Source organism: Ectothiorhodospira mobilis (assembly GCF_900114895.1).
GTDB classification, from domain to species: Bacteria; Pseudomonadota; Gammaproteobacteria; order Ectothiorhodospirales; family Ectothiorhodospiraceae; genus Ectothiorhodospira; species Ectothiorhodospira mobilis_A.
Map to the genome: position 1 here is coordinate 1 of NZ_FOUO01000016.1, position 24,089 is coordinate 24,089.

General features: G+C 69.2%; 19 protein-coding genes. 7 read left to right on the forward strand and 12 right to left on the reverse strand.

Annotated features, from left to right (window positions below):
• Window positions 1–158: 158 nt before the first annotated feature.
• The 4 genes from ribF (at window position 159) to ispH (ending at window position 5,482) form a co-directional block, all read left to right on the forward strand.
• Complete coding sequence (gene ribF / locus BM214_RS10420) at window positions 159–1,133, forward strand: bifunctional riboflavin kinase/FAD synthetase (protein ID WP_090486730.1); 975 nt, start codon at window positions 159–161, stop codon at window positions 1,131–1,133.
• A gap of 67 nt (window positions 1,134–1,200) precedes the next feature.
• The gene (ileS, locus tag BM214_RS10425) at window positions 1,201–3,969 is read left to right on the forward strand and encodes an isoleucine--tRNA ligase (RefSeq protein ID WP_218149059.1); all 2,769 of its coding nucleotides are present in this window, start codon (window positions 1,201–1,203) and stop codon (window positions 3,967–3,969) included.
• Between the two features lie 15 nt (window positions 3,970–3,984).
• Window positions 3,985–4,491: a signal peptidase II gene (lspA, locus tag BM214_RS10430; RefSeq protein WP_090486869.1), complete on the forward strand. Its 507-nt coding sequence runs from the start codon at window positions 3,985–3,987 to the stop codon at window positions 4,489–4,491.
• 37 nt (window positions 4,492–4,528) lie between these two features.
• Complete coding sequence (gene ispH, locus BM214_RS10435; RefSeq protein ID WP_090486737.1) at window positions 4,529–5,482, forward strand: 4-hydroxy-3-methylbut-2-enyl diphosphate reductase; 954 nt, start codon at window positions 4,529–4,531, stop codon at window positions 5,480–5,482.
• A 73-nt stretch (window positions 5,483–5,555) separates the two neighbouring features.
• On the opposite strand, the gene BM214_RS10440 is transcribed toward ispH, so the two are convergent.
• From BM214_RS10440 to BM214_RS10450, 3 genes are all read right to left on the reverse strand, one after another.
• Window positions 5,556–6,809 carry an ammonium transporter gene (locus BM214_RS10440; RefSeq protein WP_090486740.1) on the reverse strand — a complete coding sequence of 418 codons (1,254 nt, stop codon included), beginning with the start codon at window positions 6,807–6,809 and terminating at the stop codon, window positions 5,556–5,558.
• A gap of 39 nt (window positions 6,810–6,848) precedes the next feature.
• A complete protein-coding gene (gene glnK / locus BM214_RS10445; RefSeq protein WP_090486744.1) occupies window positions 6,849–7,187 on the reverse strand; it encodes a P-II family nitrogen regulator in 339 nt (112 codons plus the stop codon).
• 71 nt (window positions 7,188–7,258) lie between these two features.
• On the reverse strand, window positions 7,259–7,945 hold the full coding sequence (locus BM214_RS10450) for a TorF family putative porin (protein ID WP_090486747.1): 687 nt from the start codon (window positions 7,943–7,945) through the stop codon (window positions 7,259–7,261).
• 377 nt (window positions 7,946–8,322) lie between these two features.
• Here BM214_RS10450 and BM214_RS10455 point away from each other — a divergent pair, with 377 nt between their 5' ends.
• Complete coding sequence (locus BM214_RS10455) at window positions 8,323–8,628, forward strand: accessory factor UbiK family protein (RefSeq protein ID WP_090486749.1); 306 nt, start codon at window positions 8,323–8,325, stop codon at window positions 8,626–8,628.
• Window positions 8,629–8,653: 25 nt separating this feature from the next.
• On the opposite strand, the gene BM214_RS10460 is transcribed toward BM214_RS10455, so the two are convergent.
• Together BM214_RS10460 and BM214_RS10465 are read right to left on the reverse strand one after the other, a co-directional pair.
• Window positions 8,654–9,253, reverse strand: coding sequence for a cytochrome b/b6 domain-containing protein (locus BM214_RS10460; protein ID WP_090486752.1), 600 nt, complete (start codon window positions 9,251–9,253; stop codon window positions 8,654–8,656).
• Window positions 9,254–9,331: 78 nt separating this feature from the next.
• A complete protein-coding gene (locus BM214_RS10465) occupies window positions 9,332–10,987 on the reverse strand; it encodes a tetrathionate reductase family octaheme c-type cytochrome (protein ID WP_244887960.1) in 1,656 nt (551 codons plus the stop codon).
• A 197-nt stretch (window positions 10,988–11,184) separates the two neighbouring features.
• Here BM214_RS10465 and BM214_RS10470 point away from each other — a divergent pair, with 197 nt between their 5' ends.
• Both BM214_RS10470 and BM214_RS10475 read left to right on the forward strand, forming a co-directional pair.
• Window positions 11,185–12,708 (forward strand): YifB family Mg chelatase-like AAA ATPase, encoded by a 1,524-nt coding sequence (locus BM214_RS10470; RefSeq protein WP_090486758.1) that lies wholly within the window; start codon window positions 11,185–11,187, stop codon window positions 12,706–12,708.
• 73 nt (window positions 12,709–12,781) lie between these two features.
• Window positions 12,782–13,528: a 16S rRNA (uracil(1498)-N(3))-methyltransferase gene (locus tag BM214_RS10475; protein ID WP_090486761.1), complete on the forward strand. Its 747-nt coding sequence runs from the start codon at window positions 12,782–12,784 to the stop codon at window positions 13,526–13,528.
• On the opposite strand, the gene BM214_RS10480 is transcribed toward BM214_RS10475, so the two are convergent.
• The 7 genes from BM214_RS10480 to BM214_RS10510 form a co-directional block, all read right to left on the reverse strand.
• The gene (locus BM214_RS10480) at window positions 13,525–14,280 is read right to left on the reverse strand and encodes an NYN domain-containing protein (RefSeq protein ID WP_238618698.1); all 756 of its coding nucleotides are present in this window, start codon (window positions 14,278–14,280) and stop codon (window positions 13,525–13,527) included. The genes BM214_RS10475 and BM214_RS10480 overlap by 4 nt on opposite strands.
• Window positions 14,281–14,448: 168 nt before the next feature.
• Complete coding sequence (locus BM214_RS10485; RefSeq protein ID WP_090486764.1) at window positions 14,449–14,916, reverse strand: chemotaxis protein CheW; 468 nt, start codon at window positions 14,914–14,916, stop codon at window positions 14,449–14,451.
• Window positions 14,909–20,359 carry a FimL-related protein gene (locus BM214_RS13040; RefSeq protein WP_090486767.1) on the reverse strand — a complete coding sequence of 1,817 codons (5,451 nt, stop codon included), beginning with the start codon at window positions 20,357–20,359 and terminating at the stop codon, window positions 14,909–14,911. Before BM214_RS13040 ends, BM214_RS10485 begins: the two co-directional genes overlap by 8 nt.
• A gap of 108 nt (window positions 20,360–20,467) precedes the next feature.
• Complete coding sequence (locus tag BM214_RS10495) at window positions 20,468–22,543, reverse strand: methyl-accepting chemotaxis protein (RefSeq protein ID WP_090486771.1); 2,076 nt, start codon at window positions 22,541–22,543, stop codon at window positions 20,468–20,470.
• A gap of 71 nt (window positions 22,544–22,614) precedes the next feature.
• Window positions 22,615–23,178: a chemotaxis protein CheW gene (locus tag BM214_RS10500; RefSeq protein ID WP_090486775.1), complete on the reverse strand. Its 564-nt coding sequence runs from the start codon at window positions 23,176–23,178 to the stop codon at window positions 22,615–22,617.
• Window positions 23,179–23,544 carry a response regulator gene (locus BM214_RS10505; protein ID WP_090486778.1) on the reverse strand — a complete coding sequence of 122 codons (366 nt, stop codon included), beginning with the start codon at window positions 23,542–23,544 and terminating at the stop codon, window positions 23,179–23,181.
• A gap of 57 nt (window positions 23,545–23,601) precedes the next feature.
• Window positions 23,602–23,958 (reverse strand): response regulator, encoded by a 357-nt coding sequence (locus BM214_RS10510; RefSeq protein WP_177217653.1) that lies wholly within the window; start codon window positions 23,956–23,958, stop codon window positions 23,602–23,604.
• Window positions 23,959–24,089 lie beyond the last annotated feature (131 nt).

The following is a 24,089-nucleotide window of genomic DNA, read 5'->3' on the forward strand; positions in this document are numbered from 1 at the left end:
AGCTGGGACATTAGGGCTAACCTCAAATGCTCCAGCTATAGCGCTTCAGGCTAAATTAATCAAATGCGACTCATTTCGTGTCTACAATTGCCCTGATCCGCCTCCTTGCCCCGCGCCCGGCCCCACCGCGTATAATCAATGCTTTTGCGAATGTCTCCATGGAACTGATACGCGGGGCCCACAACCTCCGGCCCCGGCACCGGGGGTCGGTGGCCACCATCGGCAACTTCGATGGCGTCCACCTGGGGCACCAGGCGGTGCTGGGGCAACTGGCCGAGAAGGGGGCCGAGCTGGGGCTGCCCACGGTGGTGATCACCTTCGAACCCCTGCCCCGGGAGCATTTCCTGGGGGATGCCGCCCCGCCGCGCCTGCAACGCTTCCGGGACAAGGTCCTGGCCCTGCGGCGCTTCTCCGTGGACCGGCTGCTGTGCCTGCGCTTCGACGCCCACCTGGCGGCGATGCCGGCGCAGACCTTCATCGACCGGCTGCTGGTGGAACGCCTGGGGGTGCGCTATCTGGTGGTGGGGGACGACTTTCGCTTCGGCCACGACCGCAGCGGCCACTTCCAGACCCTGCAGGAAGCGGGACGCGCCCAGGGCTTCGAGGTGGCCCACATGCACACCTTCCACATCGACGGCGGCCGGGTGAGCAGCACCCGTATCCGCCGGGCCCTGGAGACGGGAGACATGGACACGGCGGAGAAGCTGCTGGGGCGCCCCTACCGCATCAACGGCCGCGTCCTCCACGGCGACAAACAAGGCCAGCGCCTGGGCTTCCCCACCGCCAATCTGCGCCTGGGCCACAATCCCATGGCGGTACGTGGGGTCTTCGCCGTGGAGGTCTTCGGGGTGCCGGGCGAGCCGCTGCGGGGCGTGGCCAACGCCGGCCGCCGCCCCACCCTGAACGGCCTGGACCACCGCCTGGAGGTGCACCTGCTGGACTTCCACGGGGACCTGTACGGTCGCCATCTGCACGTGGACCTGCTGCACCGCCTGCGGGACGAGACCCGCTTCGACACCCTGGAGGCCCTGCAGGCCCAGATCGCCCGGGATGTCCGGAACGCCCGGGCCTTCTTCCGGGCCCACGACGCCCCCGCCGGGGCGGACACCCCCCGGGACGGCACGCCGGACTGATTCGAGGTAACCCAGCTTGAAGCCCGACTACAAAGACACCCTGAACCTCCCCAAGACCGACTTCCCCATGCGCGGCAACCTGGCGCGGCGGGAACCGGAGATGCTCGCCGCCTGGGAGCGGGACGGTCTGTACGAACAGATCCGCGCGGCCTGCACAGGCCGGCCCCGGTTCATCCTGGCCGACGGCCCGCCCTACGCCAACGGCGACATCCACATCGGCCACGCGGTGAACAAGATCCTCAAGGACATCATCGTCAAGAGCCGCACTCTGGCGGGTTACGACGCCCCCTACATCCCCGGCTGGGACTGCCACGGTCTGCCCATCGAGCTGCAGGTGGAACGCGCCCGGGGCAAACAGGCCAAGGCGGAGGATCCCCGGGCCTTCCGCGAGGCCTGCCGCGCCTACGCCCTGGAGCAGGTGGAACGCCAGCGCCGTGACTTCAAGCGCCTGGGGGTGCTGGGGGAATGGGACCGCCCCTACCTGACCATGGACTACACCAACGAAGCGGACATCATGCGCGCCCTGGGGCGCATCATCGAGCGCAGCCACGTGGTCCAGGGGTACAAGCCCGTGCACTGGTGCGTGGACTGCGGTTCGGCCCTGGCCGAGGCGGAGGTGGAATACGAGGACAAGACCTCCGTGGCGGTGGACGTGCGCTTCCATGCCCTGGAGGAGGAAGACCTGCTGCGGCGCATGCAGCTGGCGCCGGACACCGGCGACGGCCCGGTGAGCGTGGTCATCTGGACCACCACCCCCTGGACCCTGCCGGCGAACCAGGCCGTAGCCCTGAATGCGGAACTGGACTACGCCCTGGTGGCGGTGCCCGGCGAACGCCTGCTGGTGGCCGCCGATCTGGTGGAGGGCCTCATGGCCCGCTACGGCCTGGAGGAGTACCGCATCGTGGCCCGGGCCCGGGGCGCCGCCCTGGAAGGGCTGCTGCTGCAGCATCCCTTCTATGACCGCCAGGTGCCGGTGATCCTGGGGGATCACGTCAACCTGGAGGCAGGCACCGGCGCCGTGCACACCGCACCGGGCCACGGCCAGGAGGACTACATCGTGGGCCTGCGCTACGGCCTGCCGGTGGACCACCCGGTGGGCGGGGATGGCCGCTTCCTGCCGGACACCCCCCTGTTTGCCGGCGAGACGGTGGACGAGGCCAACGGCCACGTGGTGGAGGTGCTGCGGGAACGGGGCCAGCTGGTGCACGCACAGAAGTTCCGCCACAGCTATCCCCATTGCTGGCGCCACAAGACCCCCATCATCTTCCGGGCCACCTCCCAGTGGTTCATCAGCATGGACAAGGCGGAACTGCGGGAGAAGGCCCTGGAGGCCATCGGCCGGGTACGCTGGGTGCCCGACTGGGGCCGCGCCCGCATCGAGGGCATGGTGTCCCACCGCCCCGACTGGTGCATCTCCCGCCAGCGCAGCTGGGGCGTGCCCATGCCCCTGTTCGTGAACCGGGAGACCGGCGCCCTGCACCCGGACACCCAAAAGCTCATCGAGCAGGTGGCCCAGCGGGTGGAGCGGGAAGGCATCGAGGCCTGGTTCGCCCTGGACCCCAAGGAACTGCTGGGGGAGGACGCCGAACGCTTCGAGAAGGTCACCGACACCCTGGATGTCTGGTTCGACTCCGGCGTCACCCATGCCACCGTCACCGAACGCCGCCTGGGGCTGCCGGCGGACCTCTACCTGGAGGGCTCGGACCAGCACCGGGGCTGGTTCCAGTCCTCCCTGCTCACCGCCGTGGCCATGCGCGACGAGGCCCCCTACCGCGCCGTGCTCACCCATGGCTTCACCGTGGACGCCCAGGGCCAGAAGATGTCCAAGTCCCGGGGCAACGTGGTGGCGCCGCAGAAGGTGATGGACACCCTCGGGGCCGACATCCTGCGCCTGTGGGTGGCGGCCACCGACTTCAGCGGCGAGATGGCCGTCTCCGACGAGATCCTCAAGCGCACCGCCGATGCCTATCGGCGCATGCGCAACACCGCCCGCTTCCTGCTGGCCAACCTCAACGGCTTCGACCCGGCCCGCGACCGCCTGCAGGCAGCCCATCTGCTGCCCCTGGACCGCTGGGCGGTGGACCAGGCCCTGCGGGTGCAGCAGCAGGTGATCCGCGCCTACGACCAGTACCAGTTCCACCAGATCTACCAGCGGGTGCACAACTTCTGCTCCGTGGAGATGGGCAGCTTCTACCTGGACGTGATCAAGGACCGCCAGTACACCACCCAGGCCAACAGCCGCGCCCGGCGCTCGGCACAGACGGCCATGTACCACATCGTCGAGGCCATGACCCGCTGGCTCGCCCCCATCCTCAGCTTCACCGCCGAGGAGATCTGGCAACACATCCCCGGGGAGCGCAACGCCTCGGTGCTGCTCAACACCTGGTACGAGGACCTCTCTCCCCTGGGGTCGGATGCCCCCCTGGGGGTGGAGGACTGGCGGCGGGTGCTGGAGGTACGCCAGTGCGTCAGCCGCGAACTGGAGCGCCTGCGCAACGCCGGGGACATCGGTGCCGCCCTGGACGCGGAGGTGGATCTGTACTGCGACGCCGGTCTCGAGGAGGTCCTGGGGCGTCTGGAAGATGAGCTGCACTTCGTGCTCCTCACCTCCCATGCCCGCGTCCACGCCCGCGCCGAGGCCCCGGCGGATGCCGTGGAGACCCCGCTGCCCGACGGCACCCCCCTGGCGGTGCGCGTGTCCCGCTGCGCGCACCCCAAGTGCGTGCGCTGCTGGCACCGCCGCGAGGACGTGGACGCGGACCCCGACCACCCGGGTCTTTGCGGCCGCTGTGTGAGCAACGTGGCGGGCCCCGGCGAGCGCCGGCGTTTCGCCTGAACCGGGGGGATGCCCATGCTCCGATGGCTCTGGCTCGCCGTCACCGTCCTTGGCCTGGACCAGCTCACCAAGTCCATCGCCGAGCACCAGCTGGTGCAGTTCGCCCCCGTGGAGGTGCTGCCCTTTTTCAACCTCTCCCTGGTGTACAACACCGGTGCGGCCTTCAGCCTCCTGGGGGAGGCCGGCGGCTGGCAGCGCTGGCTGTTCATCGCCCTGGCCCTGGGGGTGAGCGTGATCCTTGTGGTCTGGATGCGCCGCCTGTCCCCCGGGGAAGGGCTCACCGCCGCCGCCCTGGCCCTGGTGCTGGGGGGGGCCCTGGGCAACGTCATCGACCGGGTCTGGCACGGCCATGTCATCGACTTCATCGACCTGCACTACGCCGGCTATCACTGGCCCGCCTTCAACCTGGCCGACAGCGCCATCACCGTGGGCGCGGTGCTGCTCATCGCCGGCAGCCTCCTGCCCGAACCCCCGTCCCGTCGCCGGCGCGAAGCGGACCCCCCGGACGACCCGGCCCCCTGAACACGATCTCCACACCCAACGATACGGACCCCCAGCCATGCAGATCCTCCTCGCCAACCCCCGCGGCTTCTGCGCCGGCGTCGACCGGGCCATCGAGATCGTCGAACGGGCCCTGGAACGCTTCGGCCACCCCATCTACGTGCGCCACGAGGTGGTGCACAACCGCTACGTGGTGAACGAACTGCGGCAGAAGGGGGCCATCTTCGTGGAGGAACTGGACCAGGTCCCGGACGGGGCCACCGTCATCTTCAGCGCCCACGGCGTACCCCGCAGCGTGCAACAGGAGGCCGAACGCCGGGGCCTGCAGGTGTTCGACGCCACCTGCCCCCTGGTCACCAAGGTGCACATGGAGGTGGCCCGGCACGCCGCCAAGGGCGAAGAGGTGGTACTCATCGGTCATGCCGGACACCCGGAGGTGGACGGCACCCTGGGGCAGTACGACCGCAGCCGCGGAGGGGACATCCATCTGGTGGAGAACGAGGCCCAGGCGCGCAGCCTGCAGGTGAAGGATCCGGAGCATCTGGCCTACGTCACCCAGACCACCCTCTCCATGGACGACACCCGCGGCATCGTCGAGGCCCTGCGGGAGCGCTTCCCGAAGATCCAGGGGCCGCGCCGGGACGACATCTGCTACGCCACCCAGAACCGTCAGGACGCCATCAAGGCCCTGGCCGGGGAATGCGATCTCATCCTGGTGGTGGGCTCCCCCAACAGCTCCAACTCCAACCGCCTGCGGGAGATCGCCGAGAAGATGGGGGTCACGGCCCATCTCATCGACACCGCCGCGGACATCCGCCCCGAGTGGCTGCAGGGCTGCCGGCGCATCGGGCTCACCGCCGGGGCCTCCGCCCCGGAGCTGCTGGTGCAGCAGGTGGTGGACCATCTCCGCCCCCTGGGCGCCGAGGCCCTGGTGGAACACCAGGGCCGGGCCGAGCAGGTCACCTTCTCCCTCCCCCGGGCCCTGCGCACCGACGAGGACGGCGCACCCTGACGGAAGCCCCCCACAGAAAAGCGGGCGCCCGAGGGCGCCCGCAAGGGACATGCATCTGCAGGGATCAAGGGGCTCACTTGCGCGTGGCGGTGAACTCCGGATAGGCCTCCAGGCCGCACTCGGCGATGTCCACACCGCTCATCTCATCCTCCTCGCTCACCCGGATGCCCATGGTCACCTTGAGCAGCAGCCAGAAGAGCAGGCTGAGGACGAAGACGAAGGTGAAGATGGAGACCACCCCCGCCAGCTGGGCCAGGAAGGTGGCGTCCGGGTTGGACAGCAGCACCGCGAACACCCCCCAGATCCCCACCGTACCGTGGGCGGAGATGGCCCCGGCCGGGTCGTCGATGCGCATCTTGTCCAGCAGGACGATGGAGAACACCACCAGCACGCCGCCGATGAAGCCGATGAGGGTGGCCAGCAGCGGATGCGGCATGAGCGGTTCCGCGGTGATGGCCACCAGCCCCGCCAGGGCACCGTTGAGGCCCATGGTGAGATCGGTCTTGCCAAAGAGCAGGCGGGAGGTGATCAGCGAGGCCACCACGCCGCCGGCCGCCGCCAGGTTGGTGTTGGTGAACACCCGGGCCACGTTGTTGGCGGATTCCACATCGGACACCTTCAGTTCCGAGCCACCGTTGAAGCCGAACCAGCCCAGCCAGAGGATGAAGATCCCCAGGGTGGCCAGGGGCAGGTTGGCCCCGGGCAGGGCGTTGATCTGACCCTTGGGCCCGTACTTGCCCTTGCGCGCCCCCAGCAGCAGGACCCCCGCCAGGGCGGCTACGGCACCGGTCAGGTGCACGATGCCGGAACCGGCGTAGTCGGAATAGCCCAGGTTGCTGAGAAAGCCCCCGCCCCAGCTCCAGAATCCCTGGAAGGGATAGATGAAGCCGGTGAGCACGACACAGAAGATCAGGAAGGCCCAGAGCTTCATGCGTTCGGCCACGGCGCCGGAGACGATGGACATGGCGGTGGCGACGAAGACCACCTGGAAGAAGAAGTCCGAAAGGCTGGAGTAGTAGACCTCCCCGCCGCTGGCGACCACCTCCTCCACGCTATGGTCCACGCTGCTGAGCACCGGCCAGAAGCTGGGGATGAGGCTGTTGATGCCGCCGCCGTACATGATGTTGTAGCCGATGATCATGTACATGATGCAGGCGATGGAATAGAGGGCGATGTTCTTGGTGAGGATCTCCACCGTGCTCTTGGAGCGGACCAGGCCCGCCTCCAGCATGGTGAAGCCGGCGGCCATCCACATGACCAGGGCCCCGGACACCAGGAAATAGAAGGTGTCCAGTGCGTATGCGATCTCGATGACTTGATTTTCCACGTTGCGTCCTCCGCCAGATAGTAAAGCCTTGGATGGGGGTCAGAGTGCGTCGGAGCCGGTCTCGCCGGTACGGATGCGGATGGCCTGCTCCAGCGGGAAGACGAAGATCTTGCCGTCCCCGATCTTGCCGGTGTTGGCGGACTGGCTCACGGCCTCGATGACCTGATCCACCAGACCATCGTCCACGGCCACCTCCAGCTTCACCTTGGGCAGGAAGTCCACCACGTATTCCGCGCCCCGGTAGAGTTCGGTGTGCCCCTTCTGCCGCCCGAAGCCCTTGACCTCGGTGACGGTGATCCCCTGCACCCCGATCTCGGACAGGGCCTCACGCACGTCGTCCAGCTTGAACGGCTTGATGATTGCGGTTACCAGCTTCATGTTCGCTGCTCCTTGAAGGGGGGCGGCCCGCACGGCCGCCCCGGGTGTGCATGGATCGATGCGGCCCCGGCTCAGAAGGACATGCCAAAGGCCACGGAGACCCGGGGATCATCGGCGTTGCCATCGTCGATGTCGTTCTGGGTGTAGGCCAGGGTGAAGTCCCCAAGCTCCGTGGCCCGGGTCAGGCCGACGGACCACCAGGTGTAATCCCCATCCCCCTCGTCGGGGTCCACGTAGCCCACCGTGCCGTCCAGGCTCATGTCCCCGGTGAGGCCCAGGCCGTAGCCCAGTTCATAGCTCAGGGAATCCTCCGCGCTGTTGTCATCGGCATTGGTGACCAGGTTCACCATGGCATGGGCCCCCATGAAGTCCAGCCCGCCGTAGACTTCGCCCACATCCGAGTCATCCAGGCTGGGATAGGCATAGTAGATGTACCCCACGTCGAAGCCGACACCGGAGTCCCCGATGCCTCCGGCCAGGCCGAAGTAGCCATCCACCTCATAGCCGCGGCTGTCCGCACCATAGTCCACGTTGGAGGCCCAGGTACCCGCGTAGAAGCCCCCCTCATGGGCATAGTCCACCCCGCCCTGCACCGCGGCCTGGTCATCGGTCTGGGTGACGCCACGGAACAGATAGTTGCTGGTGAAACCGATGTTGGCGCTCACCTCGGCGGCGGCGGAGGAAGAGACGAACGTACCGGTCACCAGGGCCGTGGTGACGGCGGTGGCCAGCAGGGGACGATTGAAAACCTTGTGCATGATGCGATCTCCTCGAAGCAGTGCGTTGTCATAGGATCTGCCACAGGAACAAATGCATAAGCCGTGCCAATTTTATATTAATTTACAAAACAAAAACTTAAGACATCCCAAAGGACAAGACCGCAGCGCAGCGCAACTTTTTGGGGAATGGGACAGGAAACTGCACCGCGGTGGTGCAGGCAATACCGGCGGATCATGGCCCGGCGGGGCGGGAGACCGCTAGAATGAAGGTCCGTGGAGAATCGGTGGCCGTCGGTCCGCAGGGGGTGTGCGCCGCAGGGAAGCGGTGCGCAAGCCTCCAGGGAGGGATCCACGGCGGCCGCCTGCGGACCGACGGCCACCGATGCCCTCAACAGAACTCAAGAGGAGACATGGCGATGATCGACAACAAGACCCTGGACGACATGGTGAAGCGGCTCACCGAGATGATGCCGGAATCGGTGCAGCACCTGCACGCGGACATCGAAAAGAACCTGAAGGCGGGACTTTCCGGGACCTTCCAGCGCATGGATCTGGTGACCCGGGAGGAATTCGAGGTGCAGACGGCCTTGCTGGAGCGCACCCGGGAACGCCTGGCGGCCATGGAATCCCGGGTGCAGGCCCTGGAAAAGCACTTCCTGGAACCGCAGGCGCAGGCGGGACACACGGATCGCCCGGCCCCCCAGGAGGGCGGGCCGGCCTGACCCCCAGCACCCGCCGGGGCGCCGCTTAGTCCATCTCCTTATAGCCCGTGATCATGGACTTGAGATAGGCGTACCAGGGATGGCCGGTGGTGGCGGCCAGGTACACATGGGCGATGATGAAGACCATCATGGCGAAGGTGGCGGCCACGTGCACGTAGGCCACGGCGGCGAAGGAGATCACCTGATCCACCACCGTACCCCGCCACCAGGCGTCGAACAGCAGGATCAGACCCGAGAGCCACAGGGCCGGGGCGATGGCCGCCTTGAACCCGAAGTAGGCCAGGCGCTGCAGGGGGTTGTGCTTGGCGGCGGGGGTGGTGGTGTAGGGCTTGTGCTCCCCGGAGAAGATGCCGTAGGTGTAATACAGGACCATGGGCCAGATGCCATGGTAATCGGGCAGGTACTGGCGCCACTCCCCGGTGGTCAGGTGCCAGAAGATGGCGAAGGCCGTCAGGGCGATGAGACACCAGGCCAGGACCACATGGGTGGAGAAGGCCAGATCATAGCCCAACAACTGATAGGTACCGTGGATCTCCAGGCCGGTGAACAACATCCCGAAGATGATGGCCGCCTGGGCCCAGTGCCAGAAGCGTTCGAACAGGGTGAAGACACGGACTTCCGTCATGGACAGCTCTCTCCAGGGTTCAGGGGGCCGGAGGGCCCCCGCTGAAAACCGAGCCCCTCCGGCCGCGCCGCAACGGGCTCAACGGCCCCAGATGGCACGCCGCTCCCTGCGGTAAAGGATCAGGCGCAGGGCGCCGTGCAGCAACACCAGCAGCGAGACTCCCCCCACGGCCCACCAACCGGCGCGCTCGATCCACGGATGACGGTCCCGCCCGGGGATGTACACCCCCGGCAGATCCTCCAGCCGACCGTCCTGACCATGACACTGGGCACAACCCAGGCTGTCCTCCGCCGGCGCCACCATATGGTTCACGGGCCAGTACATGCGGGTCTCCACGAAACCATATTCACCGCTGAAGCGCAGACCCTCATGGCCCGCCTCGCGGGCCGCCTCCACCCCCGCGGCCAGGGCCTGGTCCCAGTCGTACCCGGTCCAGAAGGCATCCTCCTCCGGCCCGAAGAGTTTGGCCGGAAGCAAGGTCTGGTGCACCTTGTCATAGGGCTGACGGCCCATCATGATCTTGAAGGGCCAGATCACGGACCCCTCCGCCCTGGGGGTGCCTTCGGGGACATTGATGTTCACGATCTGCGATGGGTTGATGGTCTCTTCCGGCAGGGTGTAGCGCATGTTGCCGTTGAACCAACGGTATTCCGGAGGGTAGTCCTCGGCCCACTCCATGCTGCCCTTGTTGCCGTGGTAGATGACGCGGCCCTCTGCGTTGGTCTCCACCACGGGGTTGCCGTCCTCGTCCAGACGCCCGGCGGTGGACCAGTCCCAGAGGGTCTTGGTGGATAACCCGCCCCGGGCCAGCTCCGGCACATGGCAGGTCTGGCAGGCGATGAATTCCGCATGCCGGTTGAGCTTGTTGTGGATCCGGGGATCGTGGGGGGTGTGCCCGTGGCAGGACTCGCAGGACGGGCGCTCGTTCCTGCGCCCGGGGATGGCGATACCCGCCTGGGGATCGGCATTGATGTGGTAACGGCTGGCATTCTGGCGGTGACCGCTGAACTCATGGCAGGTGGAGCAACTGAAATCCCCCCCCTGGGGCGACATGTGCACGTCCACGCTGCGGGGGGGATCCAGGAGGCTGCTGTCCAGGTCCCCATGCTTGACGGCATCCCCGCCCCCGCCCTCGAAATGGCAGGCGCCACAGGTCTCACGGCTGGTCTCACCCACGTTGCGGGCCACATGGTTCAGGTCCGGTGCCTGGATGAGTTCCCCCTGGAAGGTGCGGTCCTCCAGCGGAGGATGCCCCGCCCCGGTGGGGAACTTCACGTAGGTACCTGTCGTGTCGTGGCAGGCCAGGCAGTCCACATTCTCCTCCAGGGTGAAATCGTAGTCCGGCCCCTCCCAGCCATAGCCGGTGTGGCAGGAGGTGCAGCGGGGCTCGTTGCCCGGCACCATCAGGCACAGGTTATTGATGATGTTGCGCTTGCCCAGACGCTGGCCCGTTTCCGGCTGATGGTAATCCCAGGTCCAGTGGATGCTCTCCTGCACCTGGCGGGCCGCCTCGGTGTGGCATTTCAGACAGGCGCGGGTCACCTGCGGACCCGTTTCCAGGGGCACCTTCAGTTCCGCGAACTTATGGTGATCAGCGGTGGAATCCAGGCGGGAGGCGGGCACGGGGGGCCGGCCATCCTCCGTCGGCTCCCCGCCCCAGGTTTCGGCCTGCAGCCCGGGGGCGATCACCAGCAGGAGCAGACACAGGCCGGCGCGCATCAGCGATCGGGACACAACGGATACCCTCATGCTGTGTGGAGGAGACGGGATCCGGATGATCATCGTCCCCTTATAAGGGATCACCGGGGGCGGAGACATGATGGGGATCAAGCCCGATCCCGGAACATGCCCTCACTGGGCACTTCACGCCGCAATCCAGGGACCGTATAGTCGGGAGGCGAACAGGGACGCCCACCGGAAACGGAACCTCCATGGACCTCGCCGTCGTCGTCAGCCGCGCGCAGCTGGGCATCCAGGCCCCGCCGGTACACATCGAAGTCCACCTGGCCAACGGCCTGCCGGGGGTCAATATCGTCGGCCTGCCGGAGACCGCCGTGAAGGAGAGCCGGGACCGGGTCAAGGCCGCCCTCACCACCAGCGGCTTCCAATATCCCGCCCGGCGCATCACCGTCAACCTGGCCCCGGCGGACCTGCCCAAGGAGGGCGGACGCTTTGACCTGGGCATCGCCCTGGGCATCCTGGCGGCCTCGGGCCAGATCCCGGCGGCCGCACTGGAGGGCATGGAATTTTTGGGGGAGCTGGGCCTCACCGGCGCCCTGCGCCCCGTCGGCGGGGTCCTGCCGGCGTCCATGGCGTCCGCCCGGGACGATCGCGCCCTGGTGCTGGCCCGGGAGGATGCCGACGAGGCGGCCCTGGTGAACGGGGCCCGCATCCTCCCGGCGGGGCACCTGCTGGAGGTCTGCGCCCATCTCCATGGCCAGACCGCCCTGGCCCCCCATGCCGGCCGCGGCCCCGGTGACGCCCCAGGTCCCGAGCCCCCCGACCTGGTGGACGTGCGCGGCCAGCCCCAGGGCCGCCGCGCCCTGGAAGCGGCGGCCAGCGGGGGACATCACCTGCTGATGATCGGCCCCCCAGGCACCGGCAAGACCCTGCTGGCCAGCCGCCTGCCGGGACTGCTGCCCCCCATGGCAGAGACGGAGGCCCTGGAGACGGCAGCCCTGCACGCCATCGGCGGCCTGGGGATCGACCCCGGGCGCTGGCGCATGCGCCCCTTCCGCGCCCCGCACCACACCGCCTCCGGCGTGGCCCTGGTGGGCGGTGGCGCCCGACCGCGCCCCGGGGAGATCTCCCTGGCCCACAACGGCGTGCTCTTTTTGGACGAACTCACGGAGTTCGACCGCCGCACCCTGGACGTGCTGCGCGAGCCCCTGGAGACCGGCCGCATCACCATCTCCCGCGCGGCGCACCAGGCGGAATTCCCCGCCCGCTTCCAGCTGGTGGCGGCCATGAACCCCTGCCCCCAGGGCTACGACTGCGACCTGGGGCCCCGTTGCCGGTGCACGCCGGAACAGCGCCGCCGCCACCGGGGACGGATCTCGGCGCCGCTGCTGGACCGCATCGACCTGTGCATCGAGATGCCACGGCTGCCCCGGGAGGTGCTCATGGGCAACGCCCCGACCCCGGAATCCAGCGCGGCGGTGCGGGAACGGGTGGCCCGCTGCCGCGCCCTGCAGATGGAACGCCAGGGGACACTCAACGCCGCCCTCCCGGGCCGCGAACTGGAACGCCTGGCCCCCCTGAAACCGGCGGAGCGGGGCCTCCTAGAGGCCGCCATGGACCGCTTCCGGCTCTCCGCCCGCTCCTACCACCGCATCCTGCGGGTGGCCCGCACCCTGGCGGACATGGCCGGGCGCGAGGCCATCGCCCGGGAGGACCTCATGGAGGCCCTGGGCTACCGCGCCATGGACCGCTGGCGGGAGCGGGACGGCGGCTGATGCCCGGGGGACTTGCGGCATGGCCCCGGGCGCAGGAAACTGCCCGGCCGAAGCCAACCGCCACCGAATCCCCATGCGCATCCCCCGCTGCTTCCTGCCCCATACCCTCAAGCCGGGCGAAGAGATCCCCCTGGACGAGCGCGCCCACCGCCACGTGGTCCAGGTGCTGCGGCTCCGGCCCGGCGCCCCCCTGGTGCTGTTCAACGGCGAGGGCGGGGAATACGAGGCCACCCTGTGCGCGGCCGGGCGCCGGGACTCCCGGGTGCGGGTGGAACGTCACCACCCCAGGGACACCCGCCCCGCCCTGCCGGTGACCCTGGTGCAGGGTCTGGCCAAGGGGGACCGCATGGACTACAGCCTGCAAAAGGCCACGGAACTGGGGGTAACGCGGATCCAGCCGGTGATCACCCGGCGCAGCGTCACCAGTGACGACCCCCGGCGCCTGGAGAAACGCACGGCCCACTGGCGCGGCGTGGTCCTCAGCGCCTGCGAACAGAGCGGGCGCAACGACCTGCCGACGGTGGCAGAGCCGATGCCCCTGGCCCGCTGGCTGGAGGGGCAGGATGCGGCCGCAGAGGATTCCCTGCACATCGTCCTCTCCCCCGAGGCCCCCACCGGCCTGCGGGGACTGCACCCCCGGCCCACGGCGGTGACCCTGCTCATCGGCCCGGAAGGGGGACTGGAAGAGGCGGAGATCGGACAGGCGGTGCACACCGGCTTCACCCCGGTGCGCCTGGGCCCCCGGGTGCTGCGCACGGAAACCGCCGGCGTGGCCGCCCTGGCCGTGATCCAGGCCCTGTGGGGGGACCTGGGGGATTAGGGGCGAGGACAGACGCTCCTGAGCCCATCGACGTGCTCGTACAGATCCGGACGGATGGTGGCCCACATGGGATCGAGGATGAAATCGATTCCCTCCCTGCGCGCAAGCTTGGCGGCGGGAACGAAATCCGCGTCACCGGAGATGAGCACGATCTGATTGACCTGTCTCTTGTAGGCAAGGGCGGCAATGTCCAGCCCCAACCGCATATCCACGCCTTTTTGGCGTAGATCGAGGCAAAAATCCTCATCCGAGATCTCTTCCCAATGGCGCCGGCCGTTGGCCAGTTCCTTGACCACGCTCCGTTTGAGTTGCCAATGCACGGACTGGGTCGGGATCTCCCCAAGACGTAGGGCGATCTTGCGCTGGCCACGGAGTTCTTCATGGAAGGCGATACGCCATTGCGCGGTGGCTGATCGACTGAAATCGACTGCATCCTTGCGTATGGGGGTATGCCCCTTCCATGCGACGGGCGGGGCATCGTAGACGAAGACCCGATACAGCCGGGCGATACGGTGCCGCGAGTTGCCATCATTGAGATGGTCCAGCGCAATGGAGTGCAGTCGCCGCGCCGCCTCCTGAGGGGATTGATCACCAAAGATCCTGCGCGCCCGCTTCAGATAGAAGGCGGCGTCGACGAGGATGGCGGAAACCGTGGGACTGGCATGGCGCAGAAAAAAGAAGCTTCTGGGCTCGGCCATCCCTGGATGGGTGAGGGATGACGTACTGCCAGAAGCGGATGATTTTTCGACCATAGACAAACTCCTTTTTACAGTCAAGCTCCATAGGGACAACGGCACAAGGCCCGGGGCGGGCTTCCCGCAAGCGGTGTGCGCCGCAGGGAGGCGGCGCGCAAGCCTCCGGGGAGGGATGCACGGCGGCCGCTGGAGGGAAGAGCGCCCCGGGCCTCCCTGCAAAGCCCCTCAGAGCCTCTCCAGCACCTCCCGCAGCCGGCCCTCGATGCGCTCGAAGGCGGGGATGATGCACAGCACACCGCTGGCACGCACGCGGGCGGCCACCTCCGGCGGATCCTCCTCCCGCAGGGACTCGGTCTCCAGATCCCCGGGGGTGAGGTGCACCGGATGGGGGATCCCCCGCACCTGCAGACCGTAGTATTCCAGACCGGTATGCCGCTCCACGCCGTGCATCACCACGAAACGGTTGACCCGGGTCTGACGCTCCGGGGGCACCCCCAGCAGGGTGTCCAGGGAGACGATGGGCACTTGGGCCTGCCGCCACTCGAACACCCCGCGCATCCAGGCCGGGGCCCCCGGCACCTCCCGCACCACCTGCTGCGTCACCACCTCCACGGCGGCGGACTGGGGCAGCAGCAGGTTCTGCTCCTGCAAGGCGATGATGAAGGCGTTGACGCTGCGCACCTGCTCAGTCACGGGCCCCCTCCCCCTGCAACAAGGCACGGATATGGGCCAGCAGGTCCGCCTCCTGATAGGGCTTGCCGATGTAGCGGTCCACGCCGATCTCCTCGGCGCGGCGGCGGTGCTTCTCGCCGCTACGGGAGGTGATCATGATGATGGGCACGCCCTGCAGCCGGGGATCGTTGCGCACATGGGCCGCCAGCTCGAAACCGTCCATGCGCGGCATCTCGATATCCAGCAGGATCAGATCCGGCACCGTCTCCTGCAGCAGGGCCAGGGCATCGAGACCGTCCTTGGCCGTCAGCGCATGGAAGTCATGGCGCTCCAGCAGCCGGGCCGTCACCTTGCGGATGGTGATGGAATCGTCCACCACCAGGACCGTGGCGCGGCCCGCCTCCGCCCCGCCGGCCTCCTCCCCTTCGGCATGGTAGGCCAGCTGCACCCCGGCCCCCGCCCGCACCAGGGCGGGGATGTCCAGGATCATCACCACCCGGCCGTCGCCGAGGATGGTGGCCCCGGAGATCCCCTTCACCTTCGCCACCTGCGGCCCCACCGACTTGATGACCACCTCGCGGCTGCCCATGAGGGCATCCACCTGCAGGGCGATGCGGGCGTTCCCGGAACGCACCAGCAGCACCGGGAGCATGGCATCGGGGACCTCCAGGCGCGGCTGGGCCACATCCAGCAGGGCCCCCAGGTGCTTCACCTCGTAGTCGTTCCCGGCGTAGGTGTAGCGGGGATCCCCGCCGGCATACATGCCCGCCAGCTCCCCGGCACGCACACGCACGATCCCCTCGATACTGGACAGGGGCACGGCATAGAGCTCCTCCCCCGTCTGTACCAGCAGGGCCTGGCTGATGGCCAGGGTGAACGGCAGACGCACCGTGAAGGTGGTCCCCCGACCTTGGGTGCTGTCGATGGAGAGGACCCCGCCCAACTGCTTGATCTCACTGTTAACCACGTCCATGCCCACACCGCGGCCGGAGATCTGGTTCACCCGCTCGGCGGTGGAGAACCCGGACTCCAGGATGTACTGCATGAGTTCGTGATCGGTGAGGACCTCGGCATCCGGGGCCAGACCCAGGCGGGCCACCTTCTCCCGCACCCGCTCCAGGGGGATGCCGGCCCCGTCGTCGGTCACCTGCAGCACCACCTCCGCCCCCTCGCGGACGATGCGCATGCGGATATGCCCGATCTCCGGTTTGTCCGCCGCCCGGCGCTGGTCCGGGGGCTCGATGCCATGGGCGATGGCGTTGCGCAGCATGTGCTCCAGGGGGGGCAGCATGCGCTCCAGCACGGAGCGGTCCAATTCGCTGTCCTCCCCCTCCACCTCCAGTTCCACCCGCCGGTCCAGCTCCGTGGCGGTCTGGCGCACCACCCGCCGCAACCGCGGCACCATGGTGGCGAACTGCACCATGCGGGTGTGCATGAGCCCCTCCTGGAGCTCGGTGGAGACCCGGCTCTGCTGCTGCAGCAGGGTCTCGGCATCCCGCAGCTGGTTGTAGAGCAGCTCGTGGATGCTGGCCAGGTCGTTGACGCTCTCGGCCAGGGCGCGGGAGTACTGCTGGATGTTGGAATAGCGGTCCAGCTCCAGCGGATCGAACTCCTCTTCCCCGCCGTCCTGGGGTGCCTGGCGTTCATCCTGATGGCGATGGATGATCTGGGCCTCGGTCTCCATCTCCAGCCGGCGCAGCTGATCCCGCAGGCGGGCGATGGTCTGCTCCAACTCCCCCAGGTTGAAGCCGAAGCCGGTGATCTCCTGCTCCATGCGGGCGTGGTAGATATTCACCTCGCCGGCGTGGTTTACCAGATCGTCCAGCACATCCGAGCGTACCCGCACCATCTCCTGGGGCGCGGGGCGCGCCGCCGGTTGCACCTCTTCCGCGCTGCGGGGTGGCGGTGACGGTTCGACACCCGGGGTGGATTGCGCCTCCGGCCCCGCCTCGGCTTGCGCAGCGTCCATCGGGGCCGCATCCGCAGGGGGCGCAACCGGCCGCTCCGGCTCCGGTGAGGGGCCGGGGGCGGGCCCAGGCACCGGGGATCCTTCGCCGTCCCCGCTGCGGATCGCGTGCAGATGGCGCACCAGGGACGGATCGGCGGGGATGGCCGCACCGCGGCGGGCACAGTCCACCATCTGGGTGAGCCGGTCCAGACCCGCCTGCACCGGGGTGAGCATCTCCTTGTGGGGACGCTTCTGCCCTTCGGAGAGGGCGATCATCAGGCTCTCCAGGGCGTGGCTCAGGTCGGCGATGGGGGTGAGGGCCGCCATGCGCGCGCCCCCCTTGAGGGTGTGCAGCTGGCGCTGGAAGGCATGGACCACCTCCCGATCGTCCAGATCCTCCCCCCAGGACTGCAGGCTGGTGTCCATCGCGTCCAGCAGATCGCTGGCCTCCTCCAGGAAGATCTCCAACAGCTCCGGATCCGGGGCCTCCTCCGGTTGCCCTGCCTCTGCCGCCGCCGCGTTCTCCATCGCCGAATCCGTCGGCTCCCCTGGCTCCATTGCCGCCCCGGCCACCGCCTCCACCACCGGGGTGGCGTCGGCCTCCGGTGCCGCCCCCCCCTCGTCCTGTACCGGAGCTTCGGCTTCCTCCTGGGCCGCCGCCTCCTGCAGCCGCCGGAACCGGGCCTCCAACTCCGGGGCCTGGGGCACTTCGCTGCCCGGGGCCTCCAGGGCGGCCAGCACCGCGCGGACATGGGCCGCCAGGTCCTCCAGGGCCGAGATCCCCGGGGCGTCCACCCGGTACGGGTGGTGTTCCGCGCAGGCCTGCAGGTAGCCCTCGCAGGCCTTGCAGACCTGTGCCGTCTCCGGGACACCGGCGGTACGGGCGCTGCCGTTGAGGGTGTGCATGGCGCGCTGCAGTTCCGGGGTGACCCGCAGACCACCGGGGTCATCCCGGGCGGCGGCCAGGGCCGCGTCCAGGACCTGCAGATGCTGCAGGGTCTCGCCGCGATAGATGTCCAGCAACACCGGATCCAGCCGGCCCTGGGCCGTCTCAGCGGTGGTCGTCTCGCCGGCGGCACCCGGCGGCGAAGGCGGCGGGGCCGCCTCCGGCGCCGGTCCTGCGGCGTGGGCCTTGGCACCGCCGCGGGCCAGATCCCGGGCCCGCTGCATCAAGGCGGGGATGTCCATGGGCGGGGTATCCCCGCCGCGGATCTGGTCCACCAGGTAAGGCAGGGCCTCCAGGGCCTCCCGCGCCAGGGCCTGTACCCCGGCGTCGGCGGGCACGCTACCCTCCAGGACCCGGTTGAGGAGATCCTCGTTGACCCAGGCGAACTCCCCCAGCAACTCGGCCCCCACCAGGCGACCGCTGCCCTTGAGGGTGTGGTAGGCCCGGCGCACCGTGGTCAGGGCGTCGCTGTCCTGGGGATCGTCCAGCCAGCGGGGCAGTTGTTCCCGGATGCGCTCCAGCTCCTCGTCGGCCTCCTCCAGGAAGACCTCCAGGATGTCCGCATCGGTCTCCCCGGCGAGCACCGCCCAGGGGGTCTGCGGTGCGGCGGGCGGCGCCTCGTCCGGGACGGCCTCCGGCGGCGCTGCCCCATCGCCTTCGGAGGGGGATTCGCCATCGCCCGCGGTGTCGAAGGACTCGGGCCAGGCCCCTTCCCCCTCCTCGGGCAGACGCTCGGGGGTCACCAGGACCCGTTCCTCCGCCCCGGGGGATGGGGTCCCGACCTCCGGCGCGGGGACTGGGGCCGCGGTGTCTTCGGCTGAAGGGGCCTGTTCGGGACCGGGCCCTTCCTCCGGGGCAGCGGCGGGGGATGCCACCCCCGGCATGGGGAAGCCCAGGCGTTGCAGGGCCTCGCCGCCGATCTCCAGCAGGGTCTGCGCATCCCCGACGCCGGAATCCAGGGCCTCCAGGTAACACTCCGCCGCGGTGATGGCCTCGGCCAGATCGGCCAGGGCCCCGGGATCCGCCCCTTCGCCCCGGGGCAGGACCGCCTCCAGGGCGTGGCCGATCCCCTCCATGAGGGCCGTGCCCCGGGTCAGTTCCAGCATGGCGAGGCCGCCGCGGATGGCCTCCACACACCCGGGGATATCGCCGGGATCGCCGCCCCCCTCGCCGGCGCCGGTGGCCTCCAGCACGGCCTCCTTGATGCGCTGCAGGTCCTCCAGGGCGGCGTGGAACAGGGCCTTGAGGACGGCCCGGGATTCCCCCGGGGCCAGGCCGGCCAGGGTGGCGGGCAGGCCGGTGTCCCCTTGCCCTTGCGGGCCCGGCCCGGCGACGGCTGCGTCCAGGGCCGATTCCACGTGCAGCAGTTCCGCCGCCGCCTGCATGAGCCGTTGCTCGTCCGCCGCCTGCTCCCCCCCGGCCATGGCCTCCAGCAGCCCGGCCTCCTTGAGGGCGGTCTCCCGGGCCTCGCCCATGCCCAGCATGGAGAGGGTGTCGGCCATGCCCCGCAGCCGCTCCACCAGAGGGGCGAGTTCCTCCGGGTTGCGGCCGCCGGTGTGCATGAACACATCCAGGCGGTCCTTGATCTCCGCCAGTTCCTCCCGCAGGGCCTTGCTGACGCTGCCCATGAGTGCGGGGTTGGGGGCCCCCAGTGTCTCCCGGGCCGTGTCCGCATCCTCCCCGGCAGGCAGGAGCCGATCCAGATGGAAGGCCCGGCGCACCTCGTCCACCCGGGGGTCCTCACCGCGGGCACGGCCCACGTAGTACAGGAGGTTGCGCACCAGATCCTCGGGGACGTCCCCGGCCAGCTCCGTCTCCCCGGCGTCGATGAGGCGGCGGATCTGGCGGTCCAGCTGCCCCAGGAGCTGCTTCACGGCGGCCCCCGCCTCCAGACCGCCGCCGGCCAGGGCCCGGGTGAGGGCGGAGGCGATCCAGAACAGGCGACGCAGCCGCGGCTCCCGGGCGCGGCGGTAGAGTCCGTCCATGACCCGGTCCATGCGCCGCAGGGCGTTCCCGGGCTCCTGTCCCCGCAACACCCCCAACAGGCCGAGTTGGTAGTGCTGGCGCTGGGCCCGGGCCCAGGCACGCACATCCTCCGCAGCGCCGGAGGGGGCATCCGGAGGCAGCGGGGCCCGTTCCAGGTCGGGCAGGAAGAGGACGCTCTCGCTCAGCAGATCCGCCTTGCGCATGGTGCGCAGGTCGTTGAGCAGGGGCAGGAGGACGATGGGGAGATCGCCGTGGCCGGTACGCACATGCTCCAGGTAGTCCGGCAGTTGCAGGATGGCCCGCATGAGGACCTCCGCCGCCTCCTCGGGTTCCGTGACCCGGCCATCCCGCAGGGCGTCCACCAGGGCGGCGGACTCCTGCAGGAGCAGGACGGCGCCGTGCAGCTCCACCATCTCCAGGGTCCAGCGGGCCTGCTCCAGGTGCTGGCGCAGGGTCTCCAGGTGCGCGGGATCACGGCCCTCCTCCAGATAGGCCTCCAGGGCGAGACGGGCCTCCCCCAGCAGGGCCTCCAGTCCCTGCCGCAGCCAGCGCAGGGCGCTGTAGTCGCGATGCTCTTGTCTCATGACACACCCTGTCCCCATGGCGCTTGCACTTCGGGATCCGCCGCGGCCGCCGGTGGGCAGCGGTTCGACCGGCGGGGGCGATGGGCCCGCCGGAGCGGCCGTGCCCCCTCAGGCCCCGGTGCCATCTTCCCGTTCCTCCTGGCCGCCCGCTGCGGCCAGTGACCGTTCTTCCGCCCCGGTAGGGGCCGGGGCCACGACATCCGCCCCCTCGGGCAGCTTGAAACCGGAGACCGAGCGGCGCAGTTCCGAAGCCAGGCTGGCCAGGTTGCCGATGGAGACCGCCGTCTCGTTGGTGCCGTCGGAGGTCTGCATGGTGATCTCCTGGATCACGTTCATGGTGCTGGAGATGTTCTGGGCCACCTCCGACTGCTGGCGGGCCGCCGTGGAGATGGTGTCGATGAGCTCCGCCAGCTGGTGGGAGACCCCCTCGATCTCCGCCAGGGCGTCACCGGCGTCGAAGGCCAGGCGGGCGCCGCTGACCACGTTGGCCGTGGACTGTTCCATGGAGGCCACCGCCTCGCGGGTATCCGCCTGGATGGTCTTCACCAGGGCCTCGATGCGCTTGCTGGCGTTGGAGGAGCGCTCCGCCAGGCGCTGCACCTCGTCCGCCACCACGGCGAAGCCGCGGCCGGCCTCACCGGCGGAGGAGGCCTGGATGGCGGCATTGAGGGCGAGGATGTTGGTCTGGTCGGCGATGTCGGTGATGAGGCTGACGATGTCGCCGATCTCCTGGGAGGATTCCCCCAGGCGCTTGATGCGCTTGGAGGTCTCCTGGATCTGCTCGCGAATGGTGTCCATGCCGTCGATGGTCTTGCGCACGGTGAGGGCCCCCTTGGAGGCGATCTGCACCGATTTCTGCGCCACCTCGGCGGAGGTGTCGGCGGAGCGGGACACCTGCTCGATGGAATCGGCCATGTCGGTGACCGCGGAGGAGGCGGAGGTGATCTCACTGGCCTGGCGGTTGGAGGCGTCCGCCAGGCGCAGGGCGGTGGCCTGGGTCTTCACCGCGGCGTTGGAGATCTGCAGGGCCGTCTGGTTGATGGTGGTCACCAGGCTCCGCAGGGCGTCGATGGCGTAATTGACCGCATCGGCGATGGCCCCGGTGATGTCCTCGGTGACGGTGGCATGGACCGTAAGATCCCCCTCCGCCAGGTTGGTCATCTCGTCCAGCAGGCGCAGGATGGCCCGCTGATTGCGCCGGTTCTGCTCCCCGGTGACCGCCAGGCGCCGCTGCGCGTCCCGGTGGAAGAGGTAGGCCAGCAGGCCTACGGTGGCCACGGCCAGGGCGGCCAGGACATAGCCCAGGATCACCCACAGATTGAGGCCCGCGGCGCGGGCGTCCACCGCCTCGCGCAGGGCGTCCACCGCGTCCAGCAGGCCCTCACCCCCTGCCTCCAGACGTTCCTGTGCCGCCCCCGCCGGGGCCAGACGCGGCGCCAGTTCCAGGATCCCTTCCAGCGGCGGGGTCAGGGCCTGCATCCGCCCCTGGATGCGCTCCAGGCCCTGACCCACGGCCGAATCCCCGCCTTGGCGCGCCGGGGGCACGGCCTGCAACAGGGCCTCCAGGTCCCCCCTGGCGCTCTCCAGGCCGCTGCGCAGGCGGCGTGCCGCCTCCGGCAGCCCCTCCACCGCCGTCACTCGGGACAGGTCCCGGCGCAGATCCCGGGCCGTGAGGGCCAGCCGGCCGGCGCGGTGGACGGCCGTGGAACCGGCATTGGCATCGGCCAGGGCCCGGGCGGTGGCCGATGCCGCCTCTTCCAGGTCCTGCAGGGCCGCCTGGGCCGGCATGCCCAGGCGGCGGGCCTCTTCCACCCAGGCACCGGCATCGACGATCTCGTCCAGGGCCGGACGCATCCCCTGCCATGCGGCCTCCACCGAGGCCAGGGGGCGGCGCAGCTTTGATGGGACGCCGGTGTCCAGGCGCTCCAGGGCGGCGTCGAAGCGGTCCCGCAGGGTGCGCATCCGCTCCGGGGAGGCCCCGGCCTCCAGCAGCGCCAGTTCCTGGGCCACCCGGGTCTGCTCCCCCACCAGGGCGGCGTGACGGCGGGTCTCCCCCATCTGCAGGGTGTAGTAGATCAGGGTGATGACCGTAAGCAGGATGAGCACCCCCAGGAGGGCGGTGAGGATCCCGGTGCCGCGGCCCAGACCGCGCTGGACGGTCCCTTCGGTGGAAGGCGAATTCATCGTGTCTCCTCGATGCCTCTGCGTCGTCAACACGGCCCGCCATGGCCGACCCGCCCGGGGCCGGCAATGCCTCAGGCGGAGATGTTCATGAAGGTCTCGTCATCCACCAGTGCGTGCAGGCTGAACACCGGCAGGTACTCCTCCCCGCGCCGGTAGGCCCCGATGACATGGGGCCTGAGGGGGGGCTCCACGGGGGGCGGCTGATCCATCCACTCCTCCCGCCAGAAGTGCTTCATGCCCACCACCGACTCCACCAGGAGCCCGGCGTGGACGCCCCGGTGGTTCATCACCAGCACCCGCCGCCGGCGCGGGTCGAAGGTCTGGTTCTCGCCGAACAAGAACCCCTGCAGATCCATGAGGGGCAGGAGGTTGCCGCGCATGTTGGCCATGCCCAGGGCCCAGGGTCTGACCCCCGGGATGCGGGTGCAGGGGGGCGGGGTGACGATCTCCGCCACCTGGTCCATGGGGGCCAGCAGGGGCTGTCCGCGCAGGTGGAACAACACCCCCTTCCAGGCACCGCGCAGTTCGTCCTGGAGGGGCATCTGCCCCCCCAGGGCCCGGCCCCGGCGCTCCACCGAGACCAGGTAGGCAAACGGATCGGTGGCGGCCTGATGGTGCGCGTGCGTCGCCGCCATTCATCGCCCCAGCACGTCGCCCAGCCGCGCCAGCAGATCCGGTTCCGAGACCGGCTTGACGATGTAGTCCCGGGCCCCCTGGCGCAGGGCCCAGACCCGGTCCGTCTCCTGGTCCTTGGTGGTGACGACGATGACGGGGATGGCGGCGGTGGCCTCGTCCTGGGCCAGCTGGCGCGTGGCCTGGAAGCCGTTCAGGCCCGGCATGACCACGTCCATGAGGATCACGTCGGGTTGCCCCGAGCGCGCCTGGGCCAGGCCCTCCTCGCCGCTGGTGGCGGTGAGGACTTCATGGCCGTGCCGCTCCAGCAGGGTCTTGAGGACATGCACTTCGGTGGGCGAATCGTCAACCACCAGGATACGGCTCATGGGCGGGTCCCCCTCGGCAGGCATGATCCCGCGGCCCGGGCCGCGGCGCGGATGACGTCAGTCCCGGTGCACGTGGGCACGGATGGCCCCCAGCAGGTCGTCCCGGGTGAACGGCTTGGTCAGGTACTGCTCCGAACCCACGATGCGCCCCCGGGCCTTGTCGAAGATGCTGTCCTTGCTGGAGAGCATGATCACCGGGGTGGAGCGGAACAGGCGGTTGTGCTTGATCAGGGCGCAGGTCTGGTAGCCGTCCAGGCGGGGCATCATGATGTCCACGAAGATGATCTCCGGGCGGTGCTCGGCGATCTTGGCCAGGGCCTCGAAACCGTCGGTGGCGGTGATCACCTGGCAGCCGTGGCGCTTGAGCAGCGTCTCGGCGGTGCGCCGGATGGTCTTGCTGTCATCGATGACCATCACCTTGAGGCCTTCAAGGCCCTCGGCGTCACCGGTCTCCGTGATGTCTGCATCCCGGGTGTCTTCGCTCACGGCGCCCCCATCGGGCCCGGGAATCCATAGGGCCCTGGAATCTGTGGACAGAGTCTCGA